Source organism: Pseudomonas sp. BSw22131 (assembly GCF_026810445.1).
In the GTDB taxonomy this organism is placed as follows: Bacteria; Pseudomonadota; Gammaproteobacteria; order Pseudomonadales; family Pseudomonadaceae; genus Aquipseudomonas; species Aquipseudomonas huanghezhanensis.
The window spans coordinates 3,146,998-3,159,222 of the sequence record NZ_CP113949.1 but is presented as its reverse complement, the minus strand read 5'-3'; the positions used below and the strand labels follow the sequence as shown (position 1 = coordinate 3,159,222).

Genomic DNA, 12,225 nt, shown 5'->3' with positions numbered 1-12,225 from the left:
TTGCTCGCGATCTGCTTCCCAGCGGCAGCAGTACCTCACAACGCGCTGTGTCAGGCCCACCGCAATCGCGGCCTCGCTCTGGCTCGTCAGGCTCCTACAGGTTGATCGTCTCCTACAGTCTGATCGTCGTGATCACGACAAAATCGCTCCTTCAACACGTTAGCCAAATCGTCTCGCCAACAATTTAGCTCCTGCACGATCTCGGCTTCAGGCAAGCGGTGTGCGCACTGCGTCTGTAGGCGAGAATTCATTCGCGTGACGTCGCAACTGACTCACAATCCAAGCCAACCTGGCGCCGACGGCGTGTTTACGCCGTCTTCAACGCAGGCCTTCTTTCTGGGCGACGGACAGGGTATCTCGGCCCCAGACGTCAAGCAGGAAGTCACTGTCCGTCTGGCTGTAAAGCCGATTCAGGCCCAGTCTCTGCTGCAGCGTTTCGTGCACTTGATCGGCAGTCAATGGGCAGCCGTCGATGGGCGTTCGCCAGTGACAGGCCAGCAGTTGACCGTCTTCTGTCAGCGATCCGATGGCGCGCTCAATCCAGTCGTGCAGGTCTTCAAGAATCAGGTAATAGCCCAACTCACTGATCACGATCAGGTCAAAACGGCCCGTCGGCCATTGCGCAGGCAGGCGCGCTTGCATCACCTGCGCCCTGGGGAAGTCAGACAACCGCTCGCGGGCCAGTTCGACCGCTGCCGCCGCCGTGTCGCAGCCTACGAAGCGATCGCAGCGGGTGGCAAGTTCCGCGCTCAGCTCGCCGTTGGCGCAGCCCGGCTCAAAGATCCGTGCGTAGCGCTCGCGGGGCAGGGCGGCAAGTGTTAGCGCTCGTTTACGACGTTCATACCAGCGCTGCTTGAAGGCCCATGGATCGTCGCTGCCTGCGAACAACTGATCGAAGTACGCATCGCCGATACTTGCCTTGCCGACATCACTCACAGAAACACCACCTCGAACGATTGCATCAGACGCTCCAGCACGTGCGGCGGCAGCACGGGTTCAAGGCCGATAAGTGGGTCGCCGTGCAACTGGCTGGCGAAAGCATGGGCGGCATGACGCTTGCGGGCGATGGTTTCCGGTGCCAGCAGCACTTTGCGCGCGCGATCCCACGGCAGTCGCGGGTCTTCCGGACTTGCCCAGTGCCAGGCCCAGATCGGCACCTCATGCAGTTGCGCACCAACTGCCTGGGTGGCGGCGGCGCAGGCGCGGCCTACGGCTTCATGATCGCTGTGCCCGTCATGCTGCCACGTGCAGAACACCACATCGGTTGGCCGAAGATAACGCTGAAAAAACGCCGTCAGCTCGGTTTCCTGAGTGGCCACTGCGCTGTCCGGAAACCCGCCGCGAATCCATTGCAGGCTGTGCAACGGCACGTCCAGACGTCGTACTGCTTCGGCGCTCTCTTGGGGTCGAATCACACTCAAACGCTCGCTGGACCAGAATCTCGAGCCCGGATGACTGGCGCTGCCGTCGGTCACCGAGATCAGTTTCATGGCGCGTCCCAAATGCGCCAGTTGCTGCATCAGCCCGCCAAAACCGAGAATCTCGTCGTCGGGATGCGGCGCAACAATGACCGCGCGCGAGCCAGGTGGGACGAGCAGGTCAGCGCCGATGACGGGCAAGGCTGCCAGCCGGGCTGAGCCTTGCCACGCTTGAAGTGTCGTGCCGTGGCCGACGATGGGATTGTCATTCATAGGCACCGTTCATAACGACCAGCTTCCCTTGGACACGGTTCGGGGCATGCCTTGCGTGTGGGTGGCTGCAGTCGATGGATTCGAGGGAGAGCAAGCAAGCAGTTGCCCGAGCGCTGCAAGGTCACGTTCCGCATGACTCTGGCGCACAAACACCGGGAGATCAGCCATCAGCCGGGCGAACTGCGCATCTTTGCAATACGGGCCGGCGCCCAAGGCCCGACCGACATGTTCTATCACTTGCTGCGTCGTGCGTTCAACCACCGCACGGCAGCGCCTGGCCAACAACTCAGCATCTGCCAATGGCGCCTGATCGATTGCGCGGGCCGCGTTTTGCAGCGCCTGACCTGCGCTGAACAGAGCCGCGTCCACAGCGCCCAGATGGGCCAGCGCGTGGGGCTCTTCTCGTTGCGCGCAGGCATTGAGGAGCCGCTCGGCGATGCTGTTCGCTGCGCCGTACCAGCACGCGGCGATGCCAATACCACCCTGCCAGAACCCCGCACGTGACACATACTGCCCAGGCTCGCCGATGGTCAGCGCCTGGGCGTTGTCGAACTGCACCTCGACGCTGCCGGTCGCGGCCATGCCGACCGCGGCCCATCCTTCGTCGGTCACCGTAACGCCTGGTTGATCAAGCGCGACGGCCACCAACTGCTGCCGGGCCTCGTTATCCCAAGCGGTCATCAATGCGTGGCTGAGCGTGGTGGCGCCTGAACACCAGGCCTTGCGGCCATTCAGGCTAACAGTGCGGCCGGTGCCGGAAACCATGACGCGTGCCTGCGGCGGCTCAGCCGCCCACATACCCCATGTGCTGCCTGGCGTAGCGGCCGAGCTTTTCAGCTCGGCCATGATTGCCAGAGCGTCGGTGTGGCCCTCATACAGTTTGCACAGCGCCAGATCATGCGCCGCAACGATGGCCAGACTGCGCCAGCGTTCGAGCGTACGGCCACCGCCGGGTGGCGGCAGGCTGGCAAGCTGCTCGTGGACCAGTGCCCGAAGGCACTCGCCCAACGCCTGAGTGGTGTCGAGGCGCTGCGTACGCTGGGCAAGAAACTCGCTCAGCGCGCGGCTCATTTCTGTTCTTCTTTCTGCAACTCGAACAGCACCAGCGAGCGCGGCGTGATGGTGTATTCCTGACCGAAATCGAAGTGCTCCTTGCTGTGCGTGTCAGGCTGATTGGTGTCGATCAGGCAGGTCCAGTTGACCCCCTCAGGCACTTCCGGGAAGGTGAAATTGACGCCTTCGTGGTGCGAGTTGACCACCAGCAGCAGGGTAGCCTCCGAGCCCCGACGACGAATGCCGGTCTCTTGCGCACGGCCATCCATCAGCATCCCGAGGCAACGCGCATGCACGTCCTGCCACTGCTCAACGCTCATTTCGTTGCCGTTCGGCGCCAGCCACGTAACGTCTTTCACGCCCAGTTCTTCGTTGTAATCACCGACCAGGAAGCGACCCCGACGCAGGATAGGGTAGGTCAGGCGCAGCTTGATGAGGCGTTTGACGAACTTGAGCAACGATTCGCCGTCTTCATCCAGCTCCCAGTTGACCCAGCCAATCTCGCTGTCCTGGCAATACGCGTTGTTATTTCCGTGCTGGGTACGTGCGAATTCGTCGCCAGCCACCATCATCGGCGTGCCTTGGGCGAGCAGCAGCGTGGAGAAGAAGTTGCGCATCTGGCGCAGACGCAGCGCGTTGATCTCGGGGTCGTCGGTCGGACCTTCGACACCGTGGTTCCAGGAGCGGTTGTCGTTGCTGCCATCCTGATTGTTTTCGTCGTTATCTTCGTTGTGCTTGTCGTTGTAGGACACCAGATCGTGCAAGGTAAAACCGTCGTGCGCGGTGATGAAGTTCACTGAAGCGTACGGACGACGACCTCGCTGATTGAACATGTTGCCCGAAGCCGTCATGCGGTTAGCGAAGTCTGCCAGCTGGCCTTCGTCGCCTTTCCAGAACGCGCGAACGGTGTCGCGGAACTTGTCGTTCCACTCGACCCAGCCCGGCGGGAAGCCGCCCACCTGATAGCCACCCGGCCCGCAGTCCCAAGGCTCGGCGATCATTTTGACCTGACGCAAGACCGGGTCCTGACGGCAGGCGACGAGGAAGCTGTGACGCTCGTCGAAACCGTCGTGGTAGCGCCCGAGGATCGTCGCAAGGTCGAAACGGAAACCGTCGACGTGCATCTCGGTCGCCCAATAGCGCAGTGAGTCTGTGACCATTTGCAGGACGCACGGATGGCTGAGGTCGAGCGTGTTGCCGGTGCCGGAATCGTTGATGTAAAAGCGCTTGTCGTCCGGCATCAGACGGTAGTAGGAGGCGTTGTCGATGCCACGCATGGACAGGGTCGGGCCAAGTTCGTTGCCCTCGGCGGTGTGGTTGTAAACCACGTCGAGAATCACCTCGAGCCCTGCATGGTGCATGTGCGCGACCATTTCCTTGAACTCGGCGATCTTGCCGTGAGCAAGATAGCGCGGGTCCGGGGCGAAGAAGGCGATGGTGTTGTAGCCCCAATAGTTGGTCATGCCTTTTTGCAGCAAGTGCTGGTCATTGACGAACGCATGGATGGGCAGCAACTCGACCGAAGACACACCCAGGCTGCGGATGTGCTGGATCACGTCATCAACCATCAGCCCGGAGAATGTGCCGCGCAGTTCTTCAGGGACCGAAGGGTGGCGCATGGTGAAACCCCGAGTGTGGGTTTCATACAGAACCGTCTTGTCCCACGGCACGCTGACGCGCTGGTCGCGGCCCCATGTGTAGGCCGGGTCGATCACCTTGCTTTTGGGCACGAAAGGCGCGCTGTCGCGTTCATCGAAGCTGAGGTCGCCGTCCGGGTGGCCGATGGTGTAGCCAAAAAGTGCCTCGGACCATTTCAACTGGCCAACCAGTTGCTTGGCGTACGGGTCGATCAACAGTTTGTTGTGGTTGAAGCGATGACCGTTTTTCGGGTCATAAGGCCCGTACACGCGGTAGCCGTAGATCAGGCCAGGATGGGCGTCCGGCAGGTAGCCGTGAAAAATTTCGTCGGTGTATTCAGGCAGCTCGATACGCTCGAGTTCGACTTCACCGGAAGAGTCGAAAAGGCACAGTTCAACCTTGGTCGCATTGGCAGAGAACAGCGCAAAGTTGACACCCAGACCGTCCCAATTGGCGCCCAGCGGGAAGGGCAGGCCTTCACGAATGCGGGTGACGGTGACGTCGGGCGAGCTGGCTTTGGGGGATTCATTCTTTACCGCTTCTTTATCCGCGGATTTAGAGGATTGCTGGGTCATGTGTGTTCCTGACGTCGAATGATTTCCTGAAGGCAAACAAGGCCTTTGTCGCATGCCGCCGGCTGCGCCATTGGTTAAAACAGGTATTGAAATAACCGCAGGGGGCGACCGGTGCTACGGTCGTCCTGCGGCAATGGTTCATCTCTACAGCGTGCTCGGGGGTACCGAGCAATCATGCCGCAGGAGGCTTGGCAGCAGGCTTTTTGGGTGCCGGCTTAGCTGGTTTGGCCGGGGCAGATGCCGAGCCAGCGGCCTTTGGCTTAGGAGCAGGCTTGGCGGCCGGTTTGTCAGCGCTGTCAGTCTTTTCAGCTTTTTTAGGCGCTGAGGCGGCTGGGGTTGCCGGTTTTACGGGCGGTTTGGTCCCAGGCTTGGCGGCAGCTTTAGCCGAAGTCGGCTTGGCCTCGGCCTTGCCGCTCGCTTTGGGCGACTTTGGCTTGGCAGACTTGCCCGGCGCCGTGTCCTCGGCTTCGGCCCGCTTACGGGCCATTTCCCAATGACGTTCGTCATGGCCATGCGGCTCGCCTTCTGATTTCCAGATCTGATAGGCAAAGTCCTGAATCTTCTTCTCGTCGGCACTCATCTCGACACTCCCGGGTATTACAAAGTTTGAATAAGCAGGTTTACAGAAAAATCCTTGAGCGCTGCACTGATCGGCATTTCCTTGTTGGTTGTGACTGTTTCTTGCGAAAAAAGTCCCTTCCAGCTCGAATCTGAATCAGCGAATGGCAAGAGGATTCGCGTATCGCCCCAATTTGCAGCATTGATGAATGGAGTTTGTGCGGTGCCCAATAGTTCATTGAACAGCCGCGGAACCACAACAATAGCCCGCGTATCCTCCTTTATCCGGGCAAAGGCCATGACGTGTTCGGCGTGTTGACCTACCACCTCAAGCCGTTGGTATTGACCCTCACTGAACAGCTCCGGGTGCTGATTACGTGCATCCAGCGCTTGTGCGATCACGCTCTGCTTGATGCGACCATCCTGCCACTTGGCGAGCAACTCCTCAGGCGCCAGGGACTCCTCGAGCGCACGTTCGCGAGCGGGGTAATCCACCGGGCGACGGTTGTCCGGGTCTACCAGGGTGAAATCCCAGAATTCGGTGCCCTGATAGAGGTCGGGAACACCCGGCACTGTCAATCGCAGCAAAGTTTGCGCCAGACTGTTCAACGCACCTGCGGTAGCGATGCGGTTAGCCGTCGCGCCTATGGACTGACGCAGGGCCAGGCCTTCAGGCGCCAGCAGCAGTGCGGTCAAAAACTCCCGGCATGCGGTTTCATACGGCTCGTTTGCCGCGCTCCAGCTGCTCTGCAATTTGGCTTCACGCAGGGCCTTTTCCTGCCACTGGATCAGACGCTTCAGATAATCCTCAAACGCGTTTTCACCCGTCAGGTCCAGAGGCCAGCTGCCCAGCAACGCTTGGTATAGCATCAGTTCGTCGCCCGGACTGATGGCGGCGTCTTCGCCTTTCAGCGGCGCCGACAGTTGCAGCCAACGCTCGACTTGCTCGGCATACCAGGGCGCGCATTCGCTGAGTACGGCCAAGCGAGTGCGAGTGTCTTCGCCACGTTTGTGGTCGTGGGTGGCGGTGGTCAGCAAGTTGTTCGGGAAGGCCTCGTGACGCTTCTGGCAGGCCTCGTCGAAATCGCTCGCTGGCGCACTGAAATGTTGCGGATGAAAGCCCACATCGTTGCGCGAGAGCAGCGCCGCAGAGCGGTAGAACGAGGTGTCCTCCACCGACTTCGCGGCCACCGGAGAGGTGAGTTGCTGGAAGCGGGTGCAGGCCTTGCGGCGCAGGTCGCGCTGCGGCCCGAGCGGGAATGAACGCAAGCGCTCGCCGCCCAGCCACAACTGAAGGTAATCCAGCACCGGCCAGTCGCCTTCGCTGAGCATCGTGCGGGCACCTTCCATCGCTTGCTGGAAGTAACGGTCATCTTCTTCCGAGCGGCCGCAGGCGCTGATGTACGTGCGGTAAATCGGGAAGTTGACCACCAGCGCCAATAGCGCGCGTCGAATGGCGCCGAAGGTCAGGTCGCGGCTCATCACGTCGCTGCGGGCCACCTGCAGCAGGGCTTGCGCAACGTTCTCGAAATCTCCCGCCAGCGTGCCATGGAGCACCAGATCACGCGCCTCGAGCACTTCCTGATTGAAGTCAGCCGTGCGTCCGCTGATGCGGCTCCACAGCTCACCCAGTATCGCTTCGCCTTTTGGATCATGTTGCAGCAGCGACACCTGGTTCATGAATTCGTAGCCGGTAGTGCCGTCCACGCTCCAGTCTTCGTGCAACTGCTCGTCGGGACCGAGGATTTTCTCGACGAAGATCGGCAAGTGCGTCAGCTCAGTGCCCGCCGGGCGCTTGCGCAACAGGCTCTCGACACGTCGATGCAGCCGACGGCAATAGCCACGAGGGTCCGCCAGACCGTCGATGTGGTCGATACGCAGGCCGTCCACCAGCCCTTCGCTGATCAACTCGAAAATCTTGCCGTGGGTCGCCTCGAACACAGCAGGGCGCTCGACGCGCAAACCGCCCAGCTCGTTGATGTCGAAAAAGCGCCGCCAGTTGATGTCATCGCCCGAAGTGCGCCAGCTGGCGAGGCGATAGTCCTGCTGCTCCAGCAACCGGTGAAACTTGTTGAAGCCCTGCATCGTGCGGCCATCGAACTGCTCGAAGCCTTTTTCGATGGCTTTGATCAGCGCCGGCTTTTGCTTGAGCAACTCAACCAGCTCGGCCTTGGCCTGACGCGCGCGTTCGTAGGCTTGCGGATACTGATCCAGCGCGGTGAAGCGCTGGGCCAGATCATGCAGTTCCGGTTCGCCAGCGGCGTCGAGCAATGGCGCATACGTGCCCGGATTGATCGGAAAATGGTGCTGATAGTGCTCGACACGCAAGCTACCGTGCTCGGCATCAAGGCACAGTTTCAGGTCGCCGGCCTGCAACACGCTGCCGTAGTCGGAGCCCAGAAACGGCAGCAGCAATTGGCCCTTCAGCAACGGGTCCGGGGAATTCCACTGGATATCGAAGAACTTCGCGTAAGGGCTTCGCTGACCCCATTCCATCAGGTCCAGCCACCATGGGTTGTCCGAGCCGCCAACCGCCATGTGGTTGGAGACGATGTCCAGGATCAGGCCCATGCCGTGTTCGCGCAGCGCAGCAACAAGCCTGCGCAGTGCGGGCTCGCCACCCAGTTCAGGGTTGATCACGCGGGGGTCGACCACATCGTAGCCGTGCATCGAACCCGCACGCGCCTTTAGGAGCGGCGACGCATACACGTGGCTGATGCCGAGGCTGGCGAAGTACGGCACCAGCTTGACCGCGTCGTCCAGGGTGAAGTCTTTGTGAAATTGCAGACGCTGGGTAGCGCGCAAGTTTTTCACGGCAGGCAGGGAAGCGCTCATTGGTCACGCTCCGTTGCTTGTTGACGTGCGGCAGCGAGGATTTCCAGACGTCTTGCGGCGTCAGCGTTGTGGAGCAGCGCTCCGCTGTCGCCCGGCAGACGGCGTCGCCAGTTCGGGTGGCTGTCGATAGTACCTGGCAGGTTGGATTGTTCTTCGATGCCCAAGGCATCCTCCATGGGCAAAAGGACCAGAGGCGCACGGGTGTGGCCCAGATAACGGATGCTGGCGTCGATGACGTCGTCATCGGACGGCTTGGTCAGCGTGTAATTGTGTGTGAGTGCGGTCACTAACCCCTGACGCTCGCGCTCGCGGCCTTTGCGCCAGTCCTGTTCGGTGTCGCTGTCGATGAGACCAAGGCGGCTGTTCCAATCGATATCAAGCTCGGTGAGCCAGCCTTTGAGCGTCGGCAGGTCGTGGGTGCTGCTGGTAGCCAGCGCATCGTCTGACCATTTGATGATGGGCTTGAAGACCGCGTTGTCCTGTTCGAACAACAGCACACGCATGCCGAGAATCGCCCGCGCCGAAAGCTTTTCATGCAACCCCTCCGGCACGGTGCCCAGGTCTTCACCGAGGACCACGGCCTTATGTTTCCAGGATTCCAGGCACAGCAATCGAAGCATGTCGTCCAGCGGGTAGTTGAGATAAGCGCCTTCGTTTGCCGGTGAACCCAGCGGCACTACCCACAGGCGTTGCAAGCCCATTACGTGATCGATGCGCAGGCCGCCCGCGTGGGCGAAGTTGGCGCGCAGCATCTCGATGAACGCACGAAAGCCGTTGCGCTTGAGGCCATTCGGGGAAAACGCCGAAATGCCCCAGCTTTGCCCTGAACGATTGAGAATGTCCGGTGGCGCACCCACGGTCAACGACGACAGCAACTCGTCCTGACGGCTCCAGGCTTGACTGCCTGCACCGTCCGCGCCCACCGCGAGGTCGCCGATAAGGCCGATGCTCATGCCGCTGCTGCGGGCAGCCGTCTGCGCGCGTTCGAGTCCGCGTGCGATGAGCCATTGGGCAAACGCATGAAACCCCACCAGATCACTGTGCTGCTCGGCGAATGCGTCGATGTCTTTGCTGCGCGGATTTTTAAAGGCGTCTGGCCATTCGTGCCAGTTGTCGCTCATACCCAGCTCGGCGCTTTGATCGCGCAAGGCTTCGAAGCGGCAGTGGTTGATCAAAGCTTCGCCGCCGGCATGGCGAAAGCTGTTGAAGTCTTCGTGCAGCGGGTGGCCGCTGGCGACGAAGGTGCTGTACAGCGAGCGCAGCAGCTTCCACTTAGCCGCGGCTGCCATCGGCCAATCGATCAATGGCAGCGCTTCTAGGCGTTTGAGTTCTTGGTCCAAGCCTGTTTCGTCAATGGCCAGACGCACCGCACGCTCTCCCAGAATGGCACCGGGGGCGGCATACAGAGCGTTCAAGAACAGACGACTGGACGGTGAATAAGGGCTATAGCTGTCGCTGTTGTTGGCGAACATCGCGTGAACCGGGCTGATCGCGATAGCCGCGGCCCCACGTTCACCAGCAGAGCGAGCCAGTGCCTCCAGCGCTTGTGTGTCGCCAAAGCCGCCGTCGCCTTCACGGCGCAGCGAGTAAAGCTGCACAGTCAGGCCCCACGCACGGGGGACCGCAGCGTCAGTGGCCATGGCGACGCTGTAGCTGGTCTTCGGCGCGACGGCGATGGTCAGGTGTTGACCGCCAATCGCCAGTTGCTGATAACCCACGGTTGCCAGCGCAGGCAGTTCGGCGTTGGCGGTGAGTTTGGCGTTCAGGGTCGAACCGTCCTCAAGCTCCAGGCTGAAAGGCGTGCCAGGCGCAAACCAGGCAGCCAAATCAAGATTGCTGCCGTGATCGACGGTCAGCAGTGGCGGGGCGGTTTTGGTCTGGGTCTGCTCTTCGAGACGCTTGAGGCTGGCCGTGATTTGCTCGTCGTTTTCGGCCGCGTAACCCAGGCCGTTCAACACCTTTCTCAAGACTTCAGGGCTGACACGCTGCGGCCGGGCGTTGGCGTCTTTCCAGTCCACCGAAATACCGGCCTCTGCGGCCAGCATTTCAAGTTGCTCATTGCTCATCCTGTTCCTCCGAAGCACGTGTTGCTGTCAGGCTGACAATGGCCGTGTAGGGATTGAGGCTGCCTTGCTGGGAAAGTTCTGCCGATTTGGGGTACGACTCGAAAACGATCCGGTCGGCCTGCCACGCGGGCAGTTGCACAGCGTGTTCGCTCAGGTTCAGGTCGATGCGCAAGGTGCTGCCATCGCCCATGCTCCAGCGCGCCGTCACCGCTTTGTCGCCGATCACGTCTGCGCCCAGGGACATGGCACCAGGAATGCGCGGCACGATGTCGCGGTGGCGGATTTGCAGGAGATCGCGGTAAAGCGTCATCCAGCTTTGATGATCGACGCCCTTGTCTGTCTCAAGGTACACCGCGTCGAAAGCGGGGCGCGAGGCGTCGAAGGTGGAAAGGGCATTCGGATCGGGAATGCGCTCGCGTTGTTCCTCATCGGCAAAGGCGGCGAAGTCGGCAAATTCACCTCGTCGGCCTTCGCGTACGGCGTCCGCCAACTCATCGTGGAAGTCGGTGAAAAACAGAAACGGCTCGTTGGCGCCCCACTCATCACCCATGAACATCAGCGGGATCATCGGCGACAGCAACAAAAGTGCCGTGGCGGCTCTGAGCGCTGGAGCAGGGCAGATCTGCACCAATCGCTCCCCCATGGCACGGTTGCCGATCTGGTCGTGGTTCTGCAGGAAGAGTACAAAAGCGCTGGGCGGCAAATGCGCGCTAGGCTCGCCGCGGGCATGGCCGTGTCGTGTCTCTTCACCCTGATACACAAACCCCTCGCTCAGCAGACGCGCGAGTTTGTGCGTCGGCTGTTCAGCGAAGTCTGTGTAGTACGCGTCCGTTTCTCCGGTGAGCAGCACGTGAAGCGTGTTGTGGCCGTCGTCATCCCATTGGGCGTCAAAACCCTTTTCCAGACGATGGGCTTCGTTGAATTCGTTTTCCAGCATCAACCAGACATGGCGGGGTTTCTCCACTCGCGCACGAATGCGCTCGGAAAACTCATGGAGGAAGGTTGGGTCTTCAATGGCGTGCACGGCGTCCAGACGCAGGCCGTCGAAGCGATAATCCTCTAGCCACATCAGTGCGTTGTTGATGAAGAAGTCCCGCACTTCGCGGCGACGGAAATCGATGGCGTCGCCCCAGGGCGTCTTCTTGTCGCTGCGGAAGAACTCCTTGGCGTAAGCATTCAGGTAGTTGCCGTCCGGGCCAAAGTGGTTGTAGACGACGTCGAGGATGACCGCCAGTCCCAAGCCGTGGGCGGTGTCGATCAGGTGCTTGAGTTGGTCGGGTGTACCGTATGAGGATTGCGGCGCGTAGGGCAGTACGCCGTCATAGCCCCAGTTTCGGTTACCGGGAAACTGCGCGATGGGCATCAGTTCGATGGCGGTGATGCCGGTTTCAGCCAGGCGGGGCAGTAGCTGTTCCACTTCTGCATAACCGCCGAGCGTGCCGACGTGCAGCTCGTAGATGACCGCTTCGTTCCACGGCCTTCCGTTCCAGCCAGGTTGTTGCCACTGATAGGCATCGGGATCGACTACCACGCTGTAGCCGTGAACCTCGTCGGCCTGAGCCCGGGAGGCCGGGTCAGGTACTTCGAGGTTTTCGTCGATTTTGTAACGATACCGCGTGCCTGCCGGGCATCGAGCTTCGAGAACGAACCAGCCGTCACTCTGTGGCAGCATTGCCAGTGACTGGCCGTCCTCTGTCTCGACGCTGACGTAATAAGCATCCGGCGCCCAGAGGGCAAACCGGGTGTTGTCGGAATCCAGCAAAACGGCGCCGTGGCGCCAGTTCTCATCCGTGCGCGAAGGCATCCGTT

8 protein-coding genes are annotated in these 12,225 nt (G+C 60.9%); all 8 read right to left on the bottom strand.

From position 1 onward, the window contains the following. Nucleotides 1-318: 318 nt before the first annotated feature. A complete protein-coding gene (locus OYW20_RS14080; RefSeq protein ID WP_268796584.1) occupies nucleotides 319-936 on the bottom strand; it encodes an SAM-dependent methyltransferase in 618 nt (205 codons plus the stop codon). Then, nucleotides 933-1,691 carry a PIG-L deacetylase family protein gene (locus OYW20_RS14075; protein WP_268796583.1) on the bottom strand — a complete coding sequence of 253 codons (759 nt, stop codon included), beginning with the start codon at nucleotides 1,689-1,691 and terminating at the stop codon, nucleotides 933-935. Before OYW20_RS14075 ends, OYW20_RS14080 begins: the two co-directional genes overlap by 4 nt. Nucleotides 1,692-1,700: 9 nt before the next feature. Next, nucleotides 1,701-2,762, bottom strand: coding sequence for an acyl-CoA dehydrogenase family protein (locus OYW20_RS14070; RefSeq protein ID WP_268796582.1), 1,062 nt, complete (start codon nucleotides 2,760-2,762; stop codon nucleotides 1,701-1,703). Continuing rightward, complete coding sequence (gene glgX, locus OYW20_RS14065) at nucleotides 2,759-4,957, bottom strand: glycogen debranching protein GlgX (RefSeq protein ID WP_268796581.1); 2,199 nt, start codon at nucleotides 4,955-4,957, stop codon at nucleotides 2,759-2,761. The genes OYW20_RS14070 and glgX overlap by 4 nt, the downstream gene beginning before the upstream one ends. 172 nt (nucleotides 4,958-5,129) lie before the next feature. Then, the gene (locus OYW20_RS14060) at nucleotides 5,130-5,537 is read right to left on the bottom strand and encodes a DUF2934 domain-containing protein (RefSeq protein ID WP_268796580.1); all 408 of its coding nucleotides are present in this window, start codon (nucleotides 5,535-5,537) and stop codon (nucleotides 5,130-5,132) included. 17 nt (nucleotides 5,538-5,554) lie between these two features. Next, entirely contained in the window at nucleotides 5,555-8,350 is a 2,796-nt protein-coding gene (locus OYW20_RS14055) for a malto-oligosyltrehalose synthase (protein ID WP_268796579.1), read from the bottom strand. Beyond that, nucleotides 8,347-10,416, bottom strand: a complete 2,070-nt coding sequence (gene malQ, locus OYW20_RS14050; RefSeq protein ID WP_268796577.1) for a 4-alpha-glucanotransferase — start codon at nucleotides 10,414-10,416, stop codon at nucleotides 8,347-8,349. Before malQ ends, OYW20_RS14055 begins: the two co-directional genes overlap by 4 nt. Next, nucleotides 10,406-12,220 (bottom strand): malto-oligosyltrehalose trehalohydrolase, encoded by a 1,815-nt coding sequence (gene treZ / locus OYW20_RS14045; RefSeq protein WP_268796576.1) that lies wholly within the window; start codon nucleotides 12,218-12,220, stop codon nucleotides 10,406-10,408. The genes malQ and treZ overlap by 11 nt, the downstream gene beginning before the upstream one ends. Between the last annotated feature and the right edge of the window lie 5 nt (nucleotides 12,221-12,225).

Bases quoted from the DNA above. Each gene is read 5' to 3' on its own strand.
- OYW20_RS14055 (WP_268796579.1), bottom strand. From the start codon at position 8,350: ATGAGCGCTTCCCTGCCTGCCGTGAAAAACTTGCGCGCTACCCAGCGT.
- OYW20_RS14070 (WP_268796582.1), bottom strand. From the start codon at position 2,762: ATGAGCCGCGCGCTGAGCGAGTTTCTTGCCCAGCGTACGCAGCGCCTC.
- OYW20_RS14060 (WP_268796580.1), bottom strand. From the start codon at position 5,537: ATGAGTGCCGACGAGAAGAAGATTCAGGACTTTGCCTATCAGATCTGG.
- treZ (WP_268796576.1), bottom strand. From the start codon at position 12,220: ATGCCTTCGCGCACGGATGAGAACTGGCGCCACGGCGCCGTTTTGCTG.
- glgX (WP_268796581.1), bottom strand. From the start codon at position 4,957: ATGACCCAGCAATCCTCTAAATCCGCGGATAAAGAAGCGGTAAAGAAT.
- OYW20_RS14075 (WP_268796583.1), bottom strand. From the start codon at position 1,691: ATGAATGACAATCCCATCGTCGGCCACGGCACGACACTTCAAGCGTGG.
- malQ (WP_268796577.1), bottom strand. From the start codon at position 10,416: ATGAGCAATGAGCAACTTGAAATGCTGGCCGCAGAGGCCGGTATTTCG.